The following is a 20,589-nucleotide window of genomic DNA, read 5'->3' as shown; positions in this document are numbered from 1 at the left end:
GCAGGACCGACGCATGCGTCATCACCCCACCACCGCCCTCCCGACCACCGGTCTCGGCGACCGGGTCCGGCAACTGGTCACCGAGACCACCGGTCGTCATCTCCCCACCGGCACCCCCGACCCCACCGGCATCCTGGCCCGCCTCGGCCTGGGGCCCGACGGGTCGACCGCCGCCCCCACGACCGCCCCCGGGTGGTCGTCGACCGGTCTCGGATCGGCCGGGCTCGGCGGCCTGCCGATGGCCCGCGCCACCGACCACCTGGCCGCGGCCACGGCCCCGGGCGGACGGATCCTGCACCTGACCCACTCCGGCCCGCACGGCGAACGTCGCTACGACCTGTACGTCCCGACCGGGCACGCCGCGGCCGTCGCCCGGGGGGTCCGAGTCCCGCTGGTGGTGATGCTGCACGGCGGCACCCAGACCGCGGCCGATTTCGCCGCCGGGACGCAGATGAACGCGGCGGCCGAACGGCACACCGTGCTGGTGGCCTACCCCGAGCAGCCGCCGGCAGCCAATCCGCAGCGGTACTGGAACTGGTTCGCCCCCGAACACCAGGGTCCGGCGAGCGGCGAACCGGCCCTGCTGGCCGGCCTCATCCGGCACATCGCCGGCGAGTACGGCGTGGACCGCGACCGGGTCTTCGTCGCCGGCCTGTCGGCGGGCGGCGCCATGACCGCCGTGCTGGCCGCGACCGCGCCCGACCTGATCGCCGGCGCCGGCATCCACTCCGGGCTCGGGTACCGGGTCGCCAGCGACGTCGGGTCCGCGTTCGGGGCGATGCGCACCGGCGGCTCCCCCACCTCGACCGGCCGGGTACCGCTGTTCGTGGTGCACGGGACGGCCGACGGAACCGTCGCCCCGGTCAACGCCGACCGCATCCTGGCCGCCGCCCAGGCCGACCTCCGGGGCGAGCGCCGGCAGGTCGACCGGATCACCGACGACGGGCGTCCGTACCGCCGCACCCGGCTGGTGCGGCAGGCGGCCGACGGGACGGCGACCGTCGTGGCCGAACAGTGGCTGGTCGACGGGCTCGGGCACGCCTGGTCCGGTGGCTCGGCCGTCGGCAGCTACACCGACCCGCAGGGCCCAGACGCCAGCGCGGCCATGCTCGACTTCTTCCTCGGGCTCCGCCCGGCCGGCTGATCAGCGCAGGCCGAGCAGGACCGTCGAGGCGGCGGTCCGGGCACCCGCCCGGGCCACCGACTCGACCACCTCGCGGTCGCTGCTCACCACGACGAGCACCCGGCCGGCCGGTTCGGCCGCGACGAGTTGCCGCAGCACGTCGTCGGCGAGGGTGCCGGGCGGCGAGAACAGCACGCGCACCCGCCGGCCGACCGGACGGGCCGCGGACACCGCGGCCCCGTCGAACACCACGGTGACATCGACCGACGTCCGGGCGGCCAGGCTGGCCAGGAACCGGACCAGCCGCTCCCGCTGCTCGGCCAACGAGAGCTCCGGATAGCCGGTCTTGGTGACGTTGTAACCGTCGACCAGCAGGTGCGCCCCCGGCACGGCCAACCAGGCGGCCAGCCGTCCCGGGTCGGCGGTGCGTTCCCCCGGTTCGACGGCGACCGGCGCCCACCGGGCCGCCACCCGGTCCGCCGGGTCGACGCCACCCCCGGTGAGCTGCCATTCCCGGCGTAGACCGGCCGCGGCCCCCTCCACCGCCTCGAGGAGGAGTTCGACGCGACGGTCATCCACCGTGCGGCGTCCGGACGCCGCCACCTGACGCAGGTCGGCCACGGTCCGATTCGCCGCCTCCAGGCGGGCGGTCGCCTCCTCCGCCCGTTGGCGCCACCGCTGCCCCTCGGCGCGGACGGCTGCGAGCGCGCTCTCGTGATCGGCCGTCGCCCGCTCGGTCTGCTCCCGGAGCGCCGCGGTCTCGTCGTGCAGGCGCCGCAACCGGGTGCCCTGTTCGCGCAACCGGGTGCGCAACTTGTCGGCCTCGGCGGACGCGGCCGTCACCGGCGCCGCCTGGGCGGTGCGGGCCTCGTGCAGTTCGCCGGTCAGCCGATCGATCCGTTCCGTCAGCCGGGCCACCTCGTCCTGCAGCGCCGCCACCTGCTGCCGGGCGCCGGCCGCACTGGCCTGTTCCCGGACCGCGGACAGCCGGTCGTCGGCGTCGGGGGCCCCGACGAGCACGGCCCGGGCCGCGGCCGCGGCGACGTCCCCGACGACGGCATCCGGCCCCGGGGCCCGCTCGGCCACGACCGCGCGGAACGCCGCGTCCTCGTCGAGGGCATGGACGAGGGCCGGTCCGGCCAGCCGCGCCCGCTTGGCCGGCGCGAAACGGGCGATCCGGACGAGAGTCGTCGGCACCTGGGCCACCGGGATCGCCCCCAGCGCCTCGGCCGCCCACGTCACCAGCCGGTTGCGCACCTCGTCGGGCAATCCGCCGACGGCGACCCGGGGCGCGGGGTCACCCGGACCGTCCGCTGCCTGCTGCATCTGCGCCTCCCGTGCCCGCGCCCCCGCACGTGCGCCCGCCCATTGTCGTCCACCGCTCACTGTCGGGGGCCTCTGGCACCCTGCGCGCCATGTCGGTCCTGCTCGACCCGGTCACGTCCCGGCGTCCGCCATCGGTGCTCGCCCCACCCGTCCCCGATCCTCGGCCGGCGCACCACACCGATCACACCGGGCAGCGGAGTTTCGACGATCTGGGCGATCCGCTGCGCGAGACCACTTTCGTCGTGGTCGATCTGGAGACCACCGGGGGCAGTCCGGCCAACGACGCCATCACCGAGATCGGCGCGGTCAAGGTGCGGGGCGGGGAGGTGCTCGGCGAGTTCGCCACCCTGGTCGACCCGGGTCGGTCAATCCCTCCGCAGATCGTCATGCTCACCGGCATCACCGACGCGATGGTGGTGGCCGCACCGCGCATCGAATCCGTCCTTCCGGGGTTCCTGGAGTTCAGCCGCGGCTGCGTGCTGGTCGCCCACAACGCCCGGTTCGACATCGGGTTCCTGATGGCCGCTTGCCGCCGCCTCGACCTGCCCTGGCCGCGGCCGGCCGTGGTCGACACCGTGCAACTGGCCCGGCGCGTGCTGACGCGCGCCGAGGCCCCGCGGGTGCGGCTCGGCGCTCTGGCCGAACTGCTCGGCAGCTCCGTCCGCCCCGACCACCGGGCACTCACCGACGCCCGGGCGACGGTCGACGTGTTGCACGCCCTGTTCGAACGGCTCGGCAACCTGGGGGTGCAGAGCCTGACGGAACTGCAGGACGTCGGGCGCGACGTGTCCCCCGCCCGCCGCCGCAAACGCCGGCTGGCCGACCACCTGCCGGCCGCCCCGGGGGTGTACCTGTTCCGCGGCCCGTCCGACGAGGTGCTGTACGTGGGCACCTCGGGCAATCTGCACCGCCGGGTCCGGTCCTACTTCTCGGCGTCCGAGACCCGCGGGCGGATGCGGCAGATGATCGCGCTGGCCGAACGGGTCGACCACGTCGAATGCGCCCATCGGCTGGAGGCCGAGGTCCGCGAGCAACGTCTCATCGCCGCCCACCAACCGCCCTACAACCGTCGGTCCCGCACCCCGGGGCACGTGCACTGGGTGGTCCTGACCGACGAGGCGTTCCCCCGCCTGAGCCTGGTCCGCACCCTGCCGGACCGGGACGTCGTCTGCCTGGGCCCGTTCGCCACCCGGGTCGCTGCCCAGACCGCCATCGACGCGGTCCACGACGCTGTCCGGGTCCGGCAGTGCAGCATCCGCATCCGCCGGCGGGCCCCGAATGGTTCACCCTGTGCGATCGCCGAACTCGGCCGCTGCGGGGCGCCCTGTGCCGGGCGGGAATCGATCGACGACTACGGCCGGCACGTCGGCCGGGTGGCCGACCTCGTGGCCGGCCGGTCCGACGAGGTGCTGGTCGCCCTGCGGGCCCGGTTGCAACGGCTGGCCGATCAGGGCCGGTTCGACGAGGCGGCCACCGTCCGCGATCGACTGGCCACGCTGGCCGAGGCGGTGGAACGGCGCCAACGCCTCGGCGCCCTCGCCGCCATCCCCGAACTGGTCGCCGCCCGCCCCGACGAGGCCGGTGGCTGGCTGCTGTCCGTCGTGCGGTACGGGCGTCTGGTCGCCGGCGGTCAGGCCCGCCGGGGGGTGGATCCGATGCCGGTGGTCGACCTGCTGGTCGCGTCGGCGGAGACGGTCCGGCCGGCGGTCGGCCCGCTGCCCGGCGCGTCGGCCGAGGAGACCGGCACCGTCCTGCGCTGGCTCGACCAACCCGGGACGCGCCTGGTCAGCAGCGCGGCGCCCTGGATGTCACCGACCGGCGGGGCCGGGCGGTGGCGGCCGTTCATGAAGGAGGCCCGGCACGCGGCCGGTGCCGGTCTGCGCTGGTGAACCGGTGACGCCTACGATCACCGCATGGTGACAGCAATCGTGCTGATCGACGTCGAGGCCGACCGCATCCCGGAGGCGGCCCGCGCCATCGCCGACCTGGCCGGCGTGGATCAGGTGTACTCGTGCGCCGGCGACGTCGACCTGGTCGCGATTATCACGGTCGCCGACCACGAGGGCATCGCCGAGCTGGTGCCGGCGCACATCTCGAAGGTGCCCGGGGTGCTGCGGACGGTCACCCACATCGCGTTCCGGTCGTACTCCAGCCGTGACTCGGACGACGCCTTCTCCATCGGCATGGAGTCCTGACGCCCGGCGCATGAGCCGCAGGGGCGGGCGGGCGATCAGCCGGCGGTCTGGAGCTGCCGGCCGAGCTCGACCCACTCCTGCACCGTCGTCGCCACCGCCCCGGAGTCCAGGGCCGCTTCGGCCCGTTCCCGGCCGGCCGACAGGTCGGCGATCAGGTCACCGGTCAGCCCGGCGTGCGCGGCCAGTGCGGCCGCGGCGTTGAGAACGACGGCATCCCGGACCGGACCGGTCTCGCCGGCGAAGAGCCGACGAGCGACGGCGACGTTCTCGGCGACCTCGCCACCCCGCAAGTCCTCGGCCCGGCCCAGCGGGAGACCGATGGCGGTCGGGTCGAGCGTGCCGCGGGTGACCTGCCCGTCGCGGACGGTCCAGACCGTCGACGTGGTGGTCGTCGTCAATTCGTCCAGACCGTCGTCGCCCCGGAAGACCAACGCGTCGGCCCCGCGGTCGGCGAGCACCTGCGCCATGACCGGGGCCATCCGCGGGTTGCCGCAACCGATGGCGCCGGCGACCGGCTGGGCCGGATTGGTCAGCGGCCCGAGGAAGTTGAAGACGGTGGGGATGCCGAGTTCCCGGCGCGGTACCGCCGCGTGCCGGAAGGACGGGTGGAACACCGGGGCGAAGCAGAAGCCGATGCCGACCTTCTCGACGGTGGTGGACACCCCGGCGGCGGACAACGAGATGGGGGCGCCCAGGCCCTCGAGCAGGTCGGCGGCACCGCATTTGCTGGACGCCGCCCGGTTCCCGTGCTTGACGACGGTCGCTCCCGCCGCGGCCACGACGACGGCGGCCATCGTCGAGATGTTCACGGTGTTGGCGCGGTCACCGCCGGTCCCCACGATGTCGACCGCGCGGCCGGACACCTCGACGCGCACCGCATGGGACAGCATGCCGGCGACCAGACCGGCCATCTCCTCGGCGGTCTCCCCCTTGGCGCGCAGCGCGACCGCGAAACCGGCCAGCTGAGCACTGGTCGCCTCGCCGTTCATCACCCGGTCCATCACCCAGGCGGTGTCGGCCCGGGCCAGGTCCTCACCGGCCAGCAGCCGGGTGAGCAGGGTGGGCCAGGTCCGGTCGGTGCCGCCGGTCACCGGCCCGCGCCGGTCGCGTCGGAGGTCGGCACCGTCGCGTCGTCGCCGCGCAGTCCGCCACGGCGCAGCACCTGCGCGACCGTCTCGGCGGCGGTGACCGGGTCCAGCGGGTACAGCAGGATCTCGTCGGCCTGGGCCCACGACGCGAGCCAGCGATCGTCGGCCCGTCGTACCGCCAGGATGATCGGCGGAACCGGGCCCCGGGCCTCCAGATGCAGCTGCCGGCTCACGCCGATGCCGCCGGTGGGCTGCGCCTCGCCGTCCAGGATGGCCAGGTCGGCCAGCTGCCCGTCGAGGGCCATCAGCACCTCGTTGACCCCGGAACACTCCAGGAAGTCGATCCGGCCGATGTCCGCGGCGGGCCGCCGGCCGATCGCCGTCATGATCTGCTCGCGCACCTGCGGCCGATGGCTGTAGACCAGGACCACGGGACGCTGGCGTGACGGACTGGTCATCGGCTGCGCTCCAGGGTGAGGCGGGCGGTCGGGGTCCCGACGATCGTAGTCGGCGCCTTGGCGCCCCGGCCGGTCGGACACCGCCGCCGATCACCCGACACGACCTTCGACACGTTGTCGAACTTCTTTTCGCTCCTCACGACCACCGCGACCTGCACAGACGGGGTCGGGCACCGATGATTCGGGCGTGGCGCGGCCACCCCCGGGCGCGTTGGCCCGGACGGCGGTCCATAATCCCTATGTGACGACAGCGAGCAGCCCGCCGGCGCCCCCCACAGCCTCAGCGTTCGCCTCCCGTATCCACACCCTGAACAGGCCGAACATGGTCAGTGTCGGTGTGGTGGTGTGGCTGTCCAGCGAGCTCATGTTCTTCGCCGGCCTCTTCGCCATCTACTTCACGGTGCGCGGACAGACCGCCGGTGAGTGGCCGCCGCCGCCGACCGAACTCGACGTGCCCTACGCCCTCGTCTTCACCACGATCCTGGTGGCCTCGTCGATCACCTGCCAGTTCGGCGTCTTCGCCGCCGAGCGCGGTGACGTCTTCGGTCTGCGCCGCTGGTACCTGATCACCCTGGTGATGGGCCTGATCTTCGTGCTGGGCCAGGCGAACGAGTACCACACGCTGGTGACCCACCACGAGACGACGCTCTCGTCCTCGGCGTACGGCACGGTCTTTTACCTGACCACCGGGTTCCACGGCCTGCACGTCATCGGCGGTCTGATCGCCTTCGTCATCCTCATCGCGCGGACCAAGGTCTCGAAGTTCACCCCCGCCCAGGCCACCAGCGCCATCGTCGTGTCCTACTACTGGCACTTCGTCGACGTCGTGTGGATCGGCCTCTTCTTCACCATCTACATCCTGCGCTGACGCTCCAACCTACGTTTTGCGGCTCATCCACTGAGCCATCCGGGCCGGTACTACCAGTGCCGCAACCTGGGCCACCCCGCACCACACCGCCGCGACTCGAGTACGAGGTGTCCGACAACATGAGACGACCACAGGTCCCGCCCCCCGGGGGGGAGACCACGCAACGCCGGGGCCGCCGGCGCACCAAGCTGGTGCGCCGGATCAGTGGGCTCTCGGCTCTGACTCTGGCCCTGCTGTCTGTGGCTTTCCTGTATTCCGCATTGACGGCGGACCGGAACACCGCGGACGCCGCGGCCGTCGACGAACAGACGATCGCGCGCGGCCAGGAGGTCTACCAGACGCAGTGCATCACCTGTCACGGCGCGAACCTGCAGGGCGTTCAGGACCGCGGTCCGTCGCTGGTGGGGGTCGGACAGGCGGCGGTGTACTTCCAGGTGGCCAGTGGCCGGATGCCGGCGGTCGAGAACGGGGCGCAGATCCTGCGCAAGGACCCGGTCATCTCCCCGGCGGACACCGACGCCCTGGGTGCGTTCATCCAGGCCAACGGCGGCGGGCCGGTCATCCCGGACGGCGAACTGCGGGACGACGCGCAGATCGCGCTAGGCGGCGAGTTGTTCCGCCTGAACTGCGCCTCCTGCCACAACTTCACCGGGCAGGGCGGTGCGCTGTCGCAGGGCAAGTTCGCGCCGAACCTCGACCCGGCCACCGACGCCGAGATCTACGGCGCCATGCTGACCGGTCCGCAGAACATGCCGAAGTTCGGTGACGGCCAGCTGACCCCGGACGAGAAGCGGGCCATCATCGCCTTCGTCCAGGGCAACAAGGAGACGATCGATCCGGGCGGGTACGCCGCCGGCGGTTTCGGTCCGGCTCCTGAAGGTCTGATCGCTTTCCTGGTCGGGATGGGTGCCATCGTCGCGGCCACGCTGTGGATGGGGTCGCGGGCATGAGCGAGCGTGCGAGCGTCTATGTCACCACGAATGGCGTCAACCGAGCGGAGCGAGGGCTGACGGCATGAGCGCCAACAAGAACGTCCAGATCCCCTCGGACGACGAGCTGAAGAAGATGTCGGTCGAGGAGCGCGCTGCTCTCGGCATGGCGATGGACGGCGTCGAGCTGGCCGAGTGGGGCCCCCGCTACGTCGCCGGATCGCCGGCGGACAAGCGGGCCGAACGCCAGGTGGCGTTCTGGTTCCTGCTGGCCGGTGCGCTGGCCGTCGCCTTCATCGTGATCTTCATCTGGTGGCCGTGGCAGTTCGTCAACTACGACGATCCCGGCCAGCTGATGTACGCGCTGTACACGCCGCTGATCGGCCTGACGCTGGGCGGGTGCATCCTCGCCTTCGGCATCGGTGTGGTCGCGCTGGCGAAGAAGATCATGCCGCACGAGGTCGCCATCCAGCAGCGTCATCAGGGCATGTCCCCCGAGGCCGACCGGCAGTCGCTGGCCGCCGAACTGGTGGACGTCGGCGACAAGGCCGGCCTGGTCAAGCGCCGGGGCGTGCTGAAGGGCTCGCTCGTGCTGGCCGGCGGTGGCCTCGGTCTCGCGGCGGTGGTGCCGGTGCTGGGCGGGTTCATCAAGAACCCGTGGGCCGAGCGGGCCGACTCGCCGCTGTGGGTCACCCCGTGGAAGCCCGCCGCCGACGGCACCCGGGTGCGCCTCACGCAGATCGACGGCACCCCGGTCCGTCCGACCGACCTCGAGGCCGGTTCCATGGCCACCGTCTTCCCGGGGGTCCCGGGCGGTGCCAAGGCGTCCGACGCCGCGGTCATGCTCTTCCGCGTGCGCTCCGACCAGCAGATCCTCATCCGCGACGGTCAGCAGGGCTTCCAGTTCGGCGACTACTACGCATATTCGAAGATCTGTACGCACGTCGGCTGCCCGGTTTCGCTGTACGAACAGCAGACCGGACGGGTGTTGTGCCCGTGCCACCAGTCGCAGTTCGATCTCTATGCGGGGATGAACCCGGTGTTCGGTCCCGCCACCCGTCCGCTCCCCCAGCTTCCGCTGGAGCTCGACGACGAGGGGTACTTCGTCGCTCGTAGCGACTTCGTGGAGGCCGTGGGTCCGGGCTTCTGGGAGAACGGGAAATTCCCGGCGTGGTACGAGGAGCCGAAGGAGGCTACGGGATGAGTCGGCTCACCACCCCGACCAAGGGGTCGGCCGGCGGCAAGACGCTGCTCGCCAAACAGCTCGACGAGGTCGACATCCGCTACCACGGGGCTCCCGGGTTGCGGGCGGCGCTCAACAAGGTCTTCCCGAGCCACTGGTCGTTCATGCTCGGCGAGGCCTGCATCTACTCGTTCGTCGTGCTGCTGCTGTCGGGTGTCTACCTGACGCTGTTCTTCGACCCGTCGATGGCGGAGACCGTCTACCAGGGCGTCTACGAGAAGCTGCGTGGCGTCCCGATGTCGATGGCGTACGCGTCGTCGCTGGACATCTCCTTCGAGGTGCGCGGTGGTCTGCTGATCCGGCAGATCCATCACTGGGCCGCGCTGCTGTTCCTCTTCGCGATGATGTTCCACATGATGCGCATCTTCTTCACGGGTGCGTTCCGCAAGCCGCGTGAGCTCAACTGGGTGCTCGGCGTGCTGCTGCTGGTCCTGGGCATGGCCGAGGGCTTCCTCGGCTACTCGCTCCCGGACGACCTGCTGTCCGGCACCGGTCTGCGAGCGGTCAGCGCCTTCATCCTGTCGATCCCGGTCATCGGTACCTGGACCCACTGGGCCGTCTTCGGCGGCGACTACCCGGGCACCGAGATCATCCCGCGGTTCTACTCGCTGCACATCCTGGTCATCCCGGGCGTCATCCTGGCCCTCATCGGTCTGCACGTCGCCCTGGTCTGGTTCCAGAAGCACACCCAGTTCGCCGGCCCCCGCGCCACCGAGAAGAACGTGGTCGGCCTGCGGGTCCTTCCGTCCTTCGCGGCCAAGGGCGGCGGTTTCTTCGCCGTCGTGTTCGGCATCATCGCGATGATGGCGGGCCTGTTCCAGATCAACCCGATCTGGAACCTGGGTCCGTACAACCCCTCGCAGGTGTCGGCCGGTGTGCAGCCCGACTTCTACATGGGCTTCCTGGACGGCATGGTCCGGATCTGGCCCAACTGGGAGATCCGCAACCTGTTCGGGCACTACATGGTCCCGGCGGTGTTCTTCCCGGCCATCCTGGGTGCGACCGTCCTGATGATCCTGGTCATCTCTTATCCGTGGATCGAGAAGGCGTTCACCAAGGACAACGCGATGCACAACCTGCTGCAGCGCCCCCGGGACGTCCCGGTCCGCACCGCGCTGGGCGTCGCGTTCATCACCTTCTACCTGGTGAACCTGATCAACGGCGCGAACGACTTGTTCGCGTTCAAGCTGGACATCTCGCTGAACGTGATGACCTGGATGGGCCGTGTGCTCTCCATCATCGGACCGGTGATCGCGTATGTCGTGACCTACCGGCTCTGCCTGGGCCTGCAGCACTCGGACCGTGCGGTGCTGGAGCACGGCATCGAGACCGGCGTCCTCAAGCGTCTGCCGCACGGTGAGTTCATCGAGGTCCATCAGCCCTTGGGCCCGGTCGACTCGCACGGCCACCCCGTGCCGCTGGCCTACCAGGGTGCCCCGGTGCCCAAGCGGATGAACCAGCTGGGTTCGGCGGGTGTCGCCGTGCCGGGTCTTCTCCGGCCGGCCGACGATTCCGGCCACATCTCACACAACGAGGGCTTCGGCGAGGATTCCGAGCTGGACTCCCCCTCCCGCAAGCCGATCGGCTCCGGCCAGCAGTAACCGCCGCCCGTTCACGACGAAGGCCCCCTCGCACGAGGGGGCCTTCGTCGTATCGGCGGGCCGCACGACCCACGGAGGACGGCGGCGCCCGTGACGGTAAGACGACGAAAGGCCCCCTCGTGCGAGGGGGCCTTCGTCACGTCAGCGAGGGTCAGCCGGCGACGGAGGTCAATGGTGCCGGGGCGTCGGGATGGTGCAGTTCCGGCGCGACCAGGGCCTGGCGGGCCAGCGGCACGATCAGCGGGGTACCGGTCTCGGGGTCGTCGATGATCCGGCAGGCCAACCCGAAGACGTCGCGGACCAGTTCGGCCGTGACGATCTCCGCCGGCGCGCCCGTCGCCACCACCCGCCCGCCGTTCATGGCGATGAGATGCGTGGCGTACCGGCAAGCATGGTTGAGGTCGTGCAGGACGGCGACGACGGTCCGTCGTTGCCGCGCCTGCAGATCGGCACACAGGTCGAGCATCTCGATCTGGTGCGCGATGTCGAGGAAGGTCGTGGGCTCGTCGAGCAGCAGGATCGGCGTCTGCTGCGCCAGCGCCATCGCCAGCCAGACCCGCTGCCGTTGGCCGCCGGACAGTTCGTCGACGGCACGGTCCGCGAGATCGAGGACCGTGGTCGCGGCCATCGACTCGACGACCACTTTCTCATCGGTGCTGCTCCACTGCCGCAACAACCGCTGGTGGGGGTAACGGCCCCGGGCGACGAGATCGGCGACGGTGATGCCGTCGGGGGCGGTGGCGGTCTGCGGGAGCAGACCGAGGCGCCGGGCCACCTCCTTGGTGGAGTAGCCGTTGATCGTCTGGCCGTCCAGCAGCACGGAACCGGCGGTCGGGGTGAGCATGCGGGCCAGACCGCGCAGCAGTGTCGACTTGCCACAGGCGTTGGGCCCGACGATGACCGTGAAACCCTCGTCCGGGATGTCGACCGACAAATGCTCGGCGATGACCCGGTGGTCGTAGGCGAGGGTCAGGTCGCGGGCTCGCAAACGGTCACCCGACGACGACGCCGAGCCAGGACCAGCGGAGCCGTCGACCCGATCCGGGGAACGATCCTTCGATCCGTTCAGGCCTTTCATCCTCGCCCTCGCTTCCATTCGCTGAGCAACAGCCACATCAGATACAGACCCCCGACCGCACCGGTCGCGACACCGACCGGAAACTGCACGGGGGCGAAGAGCCGCTGGGCGACGAGGTCACTGGTGAGCAGCAGGAAACCACCCATCAACGCGCTCGAGAGCACCCCGACCGTGGCGGCCCCGGTCAACCGGCGGGCCAGCTGCGGAGCAGCCAGCGCGACGAAGGTGATCATGCCCGCGGTGGCGACCGCGACGGCCGCCAGCAGCACACCGAGCACCACCACGGCCAGCCGGACGCGGTTGCCCCGTACCCCCAGTGCCGCGGCGGCGTCCTCCCCCATCTCCAGCAGCGTGAGCGGACGGGCCAGCATCATCAGCAGCGGCACGGCGATCACCAAGACGACGAGGACGGGCCACAACTGCTCCCAGCTGCGTCCGTTGAGCGAACCGACCAGCCACACCTGCGCGGTCAGCGCGTCCTCAAGACGGGCCGCGGTCAACAGGTAGTAGTTGACCGCCCACAGCAGGGCGTTCACGCCGATACCGACGAGGATCAGCCGATAGCCCAGCGTGCGGCCGCCGACGGACAGCAGGTAGACCAGCAGCGCCGTGCACAGGCCGCCGATGAGCGCCCCGCCGGCCACGGCCAACCCGGAGACATTGAGCACGGTGATGGCGACCACCGCGCCGGTCGCCGACCCCGCGGTGAAGCCGATGATGTCGGGACTGCCCAGCGGGTTGCGGGAGATCGACTGGAACACGGCGCCGGAGGCACCCAACGCGGCGCCGATGGCGACGGCGCACAGGGCCCGGGCCACCCGCAGGTCGAGGACCACGAAGTCGGTCGCCTGGGTGCCGCGGCCCAGCAGCGAGGCGACGACGTCCCCGGCGGGGAGCGGGAAGTCGCCCAGGAACGCCGCCGTCACCACCACGACGACCGCGGCGGCGGCGAGTCCGATCGTGACCAGGACGGTGCGCCGCTCGTACGGCAGGCTGAACGGCCCGACCCGCAGGGCGCGACGCCGCCGGATCTGCGGAGCAGCGGCGGCCGTCCGATCGGGTAGGCGGGTGGGGGCGCTCACAGCTGGGCCACCCGGCGGCGACGGACCAGCGCGATGAAGATGGGGGCGCCGAGGATGGCGGTCACCGTCCCCACGCCGAGCTCCCCCGGGCGCAAGACGACGCGGCCGATGACGTCGGCTCCGACCAGGATCAGCGGGGCCAGCAGCGCACTGTAGGCCAGGACCCAGCGGTTGTCGGGTCCGGTGATGGCCCGGGCGGCGTGCGGCACGGCCAGGCCGAGGAACGAGATGGGGCCGGCCGCGGCGGTGGCCGCCCCGGCCAGCAGCATGATGACCAGACCGGAGGCGATCCGGGTCCGACCGATGCGCGCGCCCAGCGCCCGCCCCACGTCGTCGCCGAGGGCCATGGCGTTCAGCGACCGGCCGAGCAGCAGCGCCAGCAGGGAGCCGACGACGATCGGGATCAGGACCGGCCAGAAGACGTCCATCCCGCGTCCGGCGAGCGCCCCGACGACCCAGAACCGGTATCGGTCGAAGGTTGCCGGATCGAGCAGGGTGAGGGCCTCGATGACGGCGGTGAGGGCCGCGGTGACGGCCACGCCGGCCAGGGCCAGACGGACCGGCGTCGCACCGCTGCGACCAGCCGCCCCGAGCAGGTAGACGACGAGGGAGGCGACGGCGGCCCCCGCCATCGCGAACGGCAGATAGCCGACCGCGGTGCCGATCCCGAAGACGGCGATGCCGCCGACCACCGCGACGGCGGCCCCGGCGTTCACGCCGAGCAGACCGGGATCAGCCAGTGGATTGCGGGTCAGGGCCTGCATGACCGCTCCGGCCAGGCCGAGGGCGACCCCCACGATCAGCCCGAGCAGGGTGCGGGGGATGCGGAGCTCGTGCACGATCGTCGAGGTCTGGGAACCATCGGGCGAGAACAGCACCCCGAGCACCTCGCTCAACGGGATCGTGCGCGAGCCGATGGCGACCGAGAGCAGGCTGACCAGGACGACCAGGGCGAACAGCACGACGGCGATGGCCGTCTTCCGGCCGGAGGTACCGGCGAGCCGGCGGAGCCAGGAGAGCCGGGGTTCGTCACGGGACGGTGGGGTCTGGGGCCTGGTCGATCCCCCCGGCGCGGCGGTGGTCGGCGCGTCCGATCGCGCGGCCGGCGTGGGGGCGTCCGTCCGCGGCGTCGGGAAGGTGGTGGACAGGGACCGCTGGGGCAGCGAGGTCACACGGTCACGCTCCCGGTCTGGACGACTGCTGACCGGGGTAACATAGCCTAGCCTAACCAACTACGGAAATCGGTGTTCTCCCGAAAACGAACCAGGCCCGCCGGATCGTGTGATCCGACGGGCCTGGGTGGCGACGTCCGAGCTCTGCCGATCAGTGATGGGCAGGGCGGCGGTGGTACTCGAAGATCAGACCGACGACGGCCATCAGCAGGAACCCGACGCCGATCACCATCAGCCAGACCAGCAGGTAGGCGGTCGCGACCCCGACCAGGGCGGCGGCGAAGGCCAGGGTGAACGGCCAGTACGAGCCCGGCGAGAAGAACCCGACGTCACCGGCGCCGTCGGCGACCTCGGCGTCGTCGTTGTCCTCCGGCCGCGCCTCGTCCAGACGGCGGGCGGTGAACCACAGGAACGTCCCGATGATGAGGGACAGACCGAAGGTCAGGTAGAGCGCGGTGATGCCGACGGCCTCCTCGGGCGCCAGCACGTTGTAGACCACCGCGGCGAGCAGGAAGAACCCGGTCAGCCCCAGGAAAACCCAGGTTTCGACCTTGAGGCCGCCCTTGGCTGCTTCCGGCTTGGTGTCGGTGTCGTGGCCGGCCATCAGTTGCCCCCCGCCTGTGCCAGTGGCTCGGAGGCCGACTTGGCCTCACGGTTGGTGGTGAACGGGTAGGTGGACGTCGCCAGTGGGGCACAGAGCTCGCCACAGGACGAGATCTCCTGGCCGACCTTGGTCAGGGCGTCCGCCGTCGTGTAGCTCAGACCGGTGGCCGGGTTCACGGTCTGCCGGGTCGCGATGTAGGCCTGGTAGACGTCTTCGGGGACGGCCCGGACCTCGAAGTTCATCTGCGAGTGGTAGGTCCCGCACAGCTCGGCGCAACGGCCGACGAACGCACCGGCGTACTCGATGGTGTTCTGGAATTTGTTCTCGGTCTGGTTGGCGCCCGGGTCCGGGAAGACGTCGCGCTTGAACAGGAAGTCGATGGTCCAGAACGAGTGGATGACGTCCTTGGACTGCAGGGTGTACTCGATGTTCTTGTTCACCGGGACGACCAGGATCGGCACCTCCTCGCTGGTGCCGATGGTGTGCACCTCCTGACCGGTGGACGGGTCCCGGGTGCCCGGGTAGCTGAAGTCCCAGTTCCACTTGAACGCGGTGACGGACACTTCGACGTCAGGATTCGCAGACCGGTCGAGCACGTAGTTCTCGGTCTTGACGGTGAAGAAGAACAGCACGCCGACCATGACGAACGGGATCACCGTGTAAGCAATCTCCAGGGGCAGGTTCTCCTTGGTCTGCTTGGGGTAGACCGGCCCGCCCTTCTTCTTGCGGTAGACGATGAAGGCCCAGAACATCAGCCCCCACACGACGACACCGATGGCCAGGGCGGCGATGGCCGATGCCGACCAGAACTCCTGCATCGCCCGGCCCTGCGGCGTGATCGCAGCCGGCCAACCGAACCGCGGCCAGTCGGCGAAGGAACAACCGCTCAACAGCAGCGTCCCCAAGCCCAGCATCGCGGCCAGTGCCACCCGCCTACCTGCGCGTGACCGTGTCACCTGCGCCCATCCTCTCGCCGTGGCCCTTGCCCGTGGGGCCACGCGTCGACGGGCAGCGCAAGCTGCCGGACGGGCGCGGCACCCGATCCTTCGGTTCGGAGATTACCCCGGGCCGGGAACCTTCACCTGCCCGGCCCTCCCGCGCGTCCCATGCCCTTCGCACGCGGCCGCGCTAGGAGCCGGGGGGCGAACCGGACGGGGCGCTCCGTGACCGGCGCCCACTCCGGTCCGGTCGTGATGCACACGGCACCCCAACCCCGTGCGGCGCGTCCCGGAGTCCCGTTGGTGAGTCGGCCCGCGATACTGGCCGGGTGTGTGGACTGATGGGATTCGTGTCGAACAGCGGCCGTGCGGGCGACTTCGTCGAGGCCGTGCGGGCCGGGATGCAGTGCGCCCGGCATCGTGGGCCGGACGAGTCGGGGGCCTGGACCGACGAGGGATCCGACGGCGGGAACGTGGTCTTCGGATTCAACCGGCTGTCCATCATCGACATTGAGCACTCGCACCAGCCGCTGCGGTGGGGGCCGTCGGACCAGCCCGACCGGTACGCGTTGGTGTTCAACGGCGAGATCTACAACTACCTGGAGCTGCGGGAACAGCTCACCGCCGAGCATGGTGCGGTGTTCGCGACCGATGGTGACGGCGAGGCCATCGTCGCGGCCTATCACTACTGGGGGCCGGAGGCGACGGCCCGGCTGCGGGGCATGTTCGCGTTCCTGATCTGGGACACGGTGGACGGGGCGCTCTTCGGCGCGCGTGATCCGTTCGGCATCAAGCCGCTCTTCACGGCCACCACCCCGGCCGGGGTGGCGTTCTCATCGGAGGCCAAGGGGCTACGCGAGTTCACCGGCAGCGCCCGCGTCGACGTCCCTGCCCTGCAGCACTACCTGGTGCTGCAGTACGTGCCGGAGCCGGCGACCATGGACTCCTCGATCCGTCGGGTCGAGTCCGGCACGCACTTCACGGTCAAGCCGGGTCGGCCGCCGGTCTTCCGCCGCTACTTCCACCCGGTGTTCAACCCCCGTCCGGTCTCGTCGGACGCCGAGCGCACCGCCCTGTACCAACGCATCGCCGATGTGATGGACGACTCGGTCGCCCAGCACATGCGGGCCGACGTCACGGTCGGGTCGTTCCTGTCCGGCGGGATCGACTCGACGGCCATCGCGGCGCTGGCCAAGCGCTACAACGAGAACCTGATGACGTTCACCACCGGGTTCGACCGTCAGGGCTACTCGGAGATCGACGTGGCCGCCGAGTCGGCGGCCGCGATCGGCGTCCGGCACATCGTCCGCGAGGTCTCCGAGGAGGAGCTGACCTCGACCCTGCCGCTGATCATCTGGTACCTGGACGACCCGGTCGCCGATCCCGCCCTGGTCCCGCTGTACTTCGTCGCCAACGAGGCCCGCAAGCACGTCAAGGTGGTGCTCTCCGGTGAGGGCGCGGACGAGCTGTTCGGCGGCTACAACATCTACCGCGAACCGCAGAGCCTGCGCCGCCTGACGGACCTGCCGACGGGGCTGCGCCGGGGTCTGGCCGCCGCCGGGCGGGCCCTCCCCCAGGGTTTCCGGGGCCAGGACCTGCTGCGCCGGGCGTCGATCGACCTGGAGGAGCGGTACTACGGCAACGCCCGGATCTTCCGCGAGGACCAGCTGTCGGGCCTGCTGCACACCTACGATCCGGGGCGTTCGTTCCGCGACGTCACCGACCCGATCTACGCGCAGACCACCGAGTCGGACCCGGTCGCCCGCATGCAGCACATCGACCTGTTCACCTGGCTCCGGGGCGACATCCTGGTCAAGGCGGACAAGATGACGATGGCCAATTCACTGGAGCTGCGGGTGCCGTTCCTGGACCCGGAGGTGTTCCGGGTGGCCGCCACCGTGCCGGCGTCCGAGAAGGTGACGAAGGAGACGACGAAACTCGCGCTGCGCAAGGCGATGGAGCTGATCGTGCCGCCGCACGTGCTGCACCGCCGCAAGCTCGGGTTCCCGGTGCCCATCCGGCACTACCTGGCCGGGGACTCCTACGAATGGGCCCGCTCGATCATCCTGTCGGCGCAGACCGACGAGTACCTGGACCGGAATGCTGTGCTCGCCCTGCTGGACGCCCACCGGGCCGGCGAGACGGACAATTCGCGCCGCATCTGGACCATCCTGGTCTTCCAGTTGTGGCACGAGATCTTCGTCACCGGGGCGATCACCCCGCAGATCCCGGAGCCGGTCTACCCGGTGCGGCTCTGAACGCAGCGCCGGCGGTGGGGTCCGGAACGGACGCCCACCCCGGCGCGAGCACGCCGGCCGGGTCGGCGACGAGCGTCGGCGATGAGCTAGGAGCGGGAGCCCACCGGGGCGACCTGCTCGACCGGCGGGACGATCTCCTGGTCTGACCAGCCGAAGGCGGCGGCGATCTCGGCTCCGGCGGCGTCCCCGTAGGCCGCGGACAGCCGCTGCCGCGCACTGGCCGGGTGCAGGACGTAGTCCTGGGGTCCGACGGTCTCCAGGGTCAGGGTGGCCAGCAGGGCGCCCAGCTGCGCCGACCGCTGCATGGACAGGGCCAGGGACCGGCCGGCAAGGAACCCGGCCCGGAAGGCGTCCCCGACGCCGGTCGGATCCACCTTCGCCTCTTCCGGGAGCGCGGCGACGTGCAGCCGCTCGACCGGTCTCCCGGGCTCAGTGGGCCCGACGATCTCGATGCCCTCGGAGCCGAGTGTCGTGATGCGATGGCCGACGACGGCCTGGATCTCGTCGACGCTCCAGCCGGTCTTCGACTGCAGCAGGCCGAGCTCGTAGTCGTTGGTGAAGAGCAGCTCGGCGCCGCGGACGAGATCGACGACCTGGTCGCCGTCGAGGCGGGCGAGCTGCTGCGACGGGTCGGCGGCGAACGGGTAGCCCCGCTCCCGGCATTCGCGCGAGTGGCGGATCATGGCGGCCGGTTCGTCGGCCCCGACGAGCACCAGGGAGAACCCGCCGGTCGCCTCGGCGATCGGGGCGAGCTCGATGTCGCCGGCCCGGCTCATCGCCCCGGCGTAGAAGGACGCGATCTGGTTCATGTCGTCGTCCGTGGTGCACACGAACCGCGCGGTCTGCACGTCGGGCACCCGGTAGACGTGCTCGCAGTCGACGCCATGCCGGGTCAGCCAGCTCTGGTACTCGTCGAAGTCCTGACCGGCGGCGCCGACCAGGATCGGCCGCTGCCCCAGTTGGGCGAGCCCGAAGCTGATGTTGCAGGCCACCCCGCCGCGCCGGACCACGAGGTCGTCCACCAGGAACGACAACGAGACCCGGTGCAGCTGGTCGGGCAGCAACGCCTCACTGAACCGGCCCGGGAAGTGCATGAGGTGGTCGGTGGCGATCGATCCGGCGACGGCGATGCGCCCGGCTGACGACATACGGAACTCCAGGGGTCCGGCCGCCGTGGATCACGGAGCCGTCGAGTGGGGTGCGGCGGAGACGGCTCGGTGACCGCGGGGACTCAGTGGAACGAGTCGCCGCAGGCGCAGGAGTTCTGTGCGTTGGGGTTGTCGATGGTGAACCCCTGCTTCTCGATGGTATCGACGAAGTCGATGACCGCGCCGTCGAGGTAGGGCTTGGACATCCGGTCGACGGCCAGGCCGATACCGCCGAAGTCGACGAGCGCGTCGCCGTCGAGGGTCCGGTCGTCGAAGAAGAGCTCGTACCGCAGTCCGGAGCAGCCGCCCGGCTGCACCGCGATCCGCAGCACCATCTCGGGCGAGCCGTCGCGCTCGAGCAGGCCCTTGGCCTTCTCGGCGGCCGACGGCGACAGCGTGACGCCGTGCGCCGGCGCCGCGGTGGCGGTGGTGTCCTGGGTCGAAGCGGTCTCTGCTGCGGTCATGTCACTCCCCTGGCGATCCGCCCGTGGGCGGTACTGCTGTGCGGTCAGTTGATGTGCTGGTCTGTGCTGGTGGAGGCAGGTACGCCGCGCACCGGTCCCGGACCGAAGGACTGTCCGAACGGTTTCGATGATGCCACGCCCACGCATCCGCCGGGCAGGCCCGAGCGGGTCGGACCGGCCACACAGCGGGTCAACCCGGCGGCGCCGGCCGGTATTCCACCGGACCGTCATCGGCGCACCGTCCCTCGCCCCGGCTGCGGCGAGGGACAGGAAGGCCACCCGACGCCGTCACCACGGGTGTCCGTCCGCCCCGGGGCCATTACTCTGGCGTGGTGAGTTTTCTGCGCCGCAAGTCCGCCGACAGCACCGTGTCCGCCGAGCCGGAGGCACCCGTGGTGCCGGCCGAGCCGGTGGAGACCTCCGCGGCCCGGACGGCGGGCAAGGGTCGCCCCACGCCCAAGCGCCGCGAGGCGCAGGGCCGCCGCGGTCCGGTGGCGCCGCCGCCGATGACGCAGCGCGAGGCGGTCAAGCGCGCGAAGGCGCAGAGCAGGTCCATGACCAAGGACGAGCGCCGGGCCGCTGCGGCCGACCGCCGCGAGAAGATGATGCGCGGCGACGACGCCTACGTGCTGCCCCGCGACCGCGGCCCGGTCCGCGCCTTCGTGCGCGATCTGGTCGACTCCCGCCGCAACCTGGCCGGCCTGCTGCTGCCGATCGCCGCGTTGTCGATCCTCATCCTGATCATCCCGGTGCCGGCCATCCAGGTGTACGGGCCGCTGGTGCTGATGGTCCTCATCGCCGCCGCGATCCTGGACATGGTGATCTACGGCCGCACCATCGGTAAGAAGGTCCGCGCCCGGTTCCCGAACGGTGATCCGTCCGGGCTGCCGATGCGCGGCTCGTCGCTGGGCTTCTACGCCTTCAACCGGGCCTGCCTGATCCGTAAGTGGCGGGCCCCCCGGCCGCGGGTCACCGTCGGCCAGGTCGTCGACTGACCGTGCGTCCCCCGCCGTC

Annotated in this window: 19 protein-coding genes; 9 read left to right on the top strand and 10 right to left on the bottom strand. The window is 71.1% G+C overall.

All coding sequences use genetic code 11. The features are described 5' to 3' along the window. Positions 1-13: 13 nt before the first annotated feature. The gene (locus FDO65_RS01725) at positions 14-1,144 is read left to right on the top strand and encodes an extracellular catalytic domain type 1 short-chain-length polyhydroxyalkanoate depolymerase (protein WP_137447760.1); all 1,131 of its coding nucleotides are present in this window, start codon (positions 14-16) and stop codon (positions 1,142-1,144) included. On the opposite strand, the gene FDO65_RS01720 is transcribed toward FDO65_RS01725, so the two are convergent. After that, complete coding sequence (locus tag FDO65_RS01720; RefSeq protein ID WP_137447759.1) at positions 1,145-2,449, bottom strand: NYN domain-containing protein; 1,305 nt, start codon at positions 2,447-2,449, stop codon at positions 1,145-1,147. It abuts the gene before it with no gap. A gap of 89 nt (positions 2,450-2,538) precedes the next feature. On the opposite strand from FDO65_RS01720, the gene FDO65_RS01715 reads away from it, so the two are divergent. Beyond that, positions 2,539-4,338 carry a DEDD exonuclease domain-containing protein gene (locus tag FDO65_RS01715; protein ID WP_137447758.1) on the top strand — a complete coding sequence of 600 codons (1,800 nt, stop codon included), beginning with the start codon at positions 2,539-2,541 and terminating at the stop codon, positions 4,336-4,338. 24 nt (positions 4,339-4,362) lie between these two features. Continuing rightward, a complete protein-coding gene (locus tag FDO65_RS01710; protein ID WP_137447757.1) occupies positions 4,363-4,644 on the top strand; it encodes an Lrp/AsnC family transcriptional regulator in 282 nt (93 codons plus the stop codon). A 35-nt stretch (positions 4,645-4,679) separates the two neighbouring features. On the opposite strand, the gene trpD is transcribed toward FDO65_RS01710, so the two are convergent. Both trpD and FDO65_RS01700 read right to left on the bottom strand, forming a co-directional pair. Then, on the bottom strand, positions 4,680-5,735 hold the full coding sequence (gene trpD, locus FDO65_RS01705; RefSeq protein ID WP_137447756.1) for an anthranilate phosphoribosyltransferase: 1,056 nt from the start codon (positions 5,733-5,735) through the stop codon (positions 4,680-4,682). Then, a complete protein-coding gene (locus FDO65_RS01700; protein WP_137447755.1) occupies positions 5,732-6,190 on the bottom strand; it encodes a DNA-binding response regulator in 459 nt (152 codons plus the stop codon). The genes trpD and FDO65_RS01700 overlap by 4 nt, the downstream gene beginning before the upstream one ends. A 241-nt stretch (positions 6,191-6,431) precedes the next feature. Here FDO65_RS01700 and ctaE point away from each other — a divergent pair, with 241 nt between their 5' ends. From ctaE to qcrB, 4 genes are all read left to right on the top strand, one after another. After that, positions 6,432-7,058, top strand: a complete 627-nt coding sequence (ctaE, locus tag FDO65_RS01695) for an aa3-type cytochrome oxidase subunit III (protein WP_205849725.1) — start codon at positions 6,432-6,434, stop codon at positions 7,056-7,058. Positions 7,059-7,177: 119 nt separating this feature from the next. Then, a complete protein-coding gene (gene qcrC, locus FDO65_RS01690) occupies positions 7,178-8,008 on the top strand; it encodes a cytochrome bc1 complex diheme cytochrome c subunit (RefSeq protein WP_137447754.1) in 831 nt (276 codons plus the stop codon). A gap of 64 nt (positions 8,009-8,072) precedes the next feature. Continuing rightward, positions 8,073-9,191: a cytochrome bc1 complex Rieske iron-sulfur subunit gene (qcrA, locus tag FDO65_RS01685; protein WP_137447753.1), complete on the top strand. Its 1,119-nt coding sequence runs from the start codon at positions 8,073-8,075 to the stop codon at positions 9,189-9,191. Then, positions 9,188-10,831 (top strand): cytochrome bc1 complex cytochrome b subunit, encoded by a 1,644-nt coding sequence (gene qcrB, locus FDO65_RS01680; protein ID WP_137447752.1) that lies wholly within the window; start codon positions 9,188-9,190, stop codon positions 10,829-10,831. Before qcrA ends, qcrB begins: the two co-directional genes overlap by 4 nt. Positions 10,832-10,982: 151 nt before the next feature. On the opposite strand, the gene FDO65_RS01675 is transcribed toward qcrB, so the two are convergent. The 5 genes from FDO65_RS01675 to ctaC all read right to left on the bottom strand — a co-directional run bounded on the left by FDO65_RS01675 (position 10,983) and on the right by ctaC (position 15,681). Further along, on the bottom strand, positions 10,983-11,927 hold the full coding sequence (locus FDO65_RS01675) for an ABC transporter ATP-binding protein (protein ID WP_137447751.1): 945 nt from the start codon (positions 11,925-11,927) through the stop codon (positions 10,983-10,985). Beyond that, positions 11,906-12,991 carry a FecCD family ABC transporter permease gene (locus tag FDO65_RS01670; RefSeq protein WP_137447750.1) on the bottom strand — a complete coding sequence of 362 codons (1,086 nt, stop codon included), beginning with the start codon at positions 12,989-12,991 and terminating at the stop codon, positions 11,906-11,908. The genes FDO65_RS01675 and FDO65_RS01670 overlap by 22 nt, the downstream gene beginning before the upstream one ends. After that, positions 12,988-14,163 (bottom strand): FecCD family ABC transporter permease, encoded by a 1,176-nt coding sequence (locus FDO65_RS01665; RefSeq protein WP_240757362.1) that lies wholly within the window; start codon positions 14,161-14,163, stop codon positions 12,988-12,990. The genes FDO65_RS01670 and FDO65_RS01665 overlap by 4 nt, the downstream gene beginning before the upstream one ends. Before the next feature lie 151 nt (positions 14,164-14,314). After that, positions 14,315-14,767, bottom strand: a complete 453-nt coding sequence (locus FDO65_RS01660) for a cytochrome c oxidase subunit 4 (RefSeq protein WP_137447749.1) — start codon at positions 14,765-14,767, stop codon at positions 14,315-14,317. Then, the gene (gene ctaC / locus FDO65_RS01655) at positions 14,767-15,681 is read right to left on the bottom strand and encodes an aa3-type cytochrome oxidase subunit II (RefSeq protein ID WP_137449373.1); all 915 of its coding nucleotides are present in this window, start codon (positions 15,679-15,681) and stop codon (positions 14,767-14,769) included. The genes FDO65_RS01660 and ctaC overlap by 1 nt, the downstream gene beginning before the upstream one ends. Positions 15,682-16,034: 353 nt before the next feature. On the opposite strand from ctaC, the gene asnB reads away from it, so the two are divergent. After that, positions 16,035-17,963 carry an asparagine synthase (glutamine-hydrolyzing) gene (gene asnB / locus FDO65_RS01650; RefSeq protein WP_137447748.1) on the top strand — a complete coding sequence of 643 codons (1,929 nt, stop codon included), beginning with the start codon at positions 16,035-16,037 and terminating at the stop codon, positions 17,961-17,963. Positions 17,964-18,049: 86 nt separating this feature from the next. On the opposite strand, the gene FDO65_RS01645 is transcribed toward asnB, so the two are convergent. Both FDO65_RS01645 and FDO65_RS01640 read right to left on the bottom strand, forming a co-directional pair. Further along, positions 18,050-19,111 carry a carbohydrate kinase family protein gene (locus tag FDO65_RS01645; RefSeq protein WP_137447747.1) on the bottom strand — a complete coding sequence of 354 codons (1,062 nt, stop codon included), beginning with the start codon at positions 19,109-19,111 and terminating at the stop codon, positions 18,050-18,052. An 83-nt stretch (positions 19,112-19,194) separates the two neighbouring features. After that, a complete protein-coding gene (locus FDO65_RS01640; protein ID WP_137447746.1) occupies positions 19,195-19,575 on the bottom strand; it encodes a HesB/IscA family protein in 381 nt (126 codons plus the stop codon). Between the two features lie 332 nt (positions 19,576-19,907). On the opposite strand from FDO65_RS01640, the gene FDO65_RS01635 reads away from it, so the two are divergent. After that, positions 19,908-20,570, top strand: coding sequence for a DUF3043 domain-containing protein (locus tag FDO65_RS01635; protein ID WP_137447745.1), 663 nt, complete (start codon positions 19,908-19,910; stop codon positions 20,568-20,570). Positions 20,571-20,589: the final 19 nt, after the last annotated feature.

The sequence above is a fragment of the Nakamurella flava genome (assembly GCF_005298075.1).
GTDB classification, from domain to species: domain Bacteria; phylum Actinomycetota; class Actinomycetes; order Mycobacteriales; family Nakamurellaceae; genus Nakamurella; species Nakamurella flava.
This window is presented reverse-complemented; position numbering and strand designations above follow the sequence as displayed.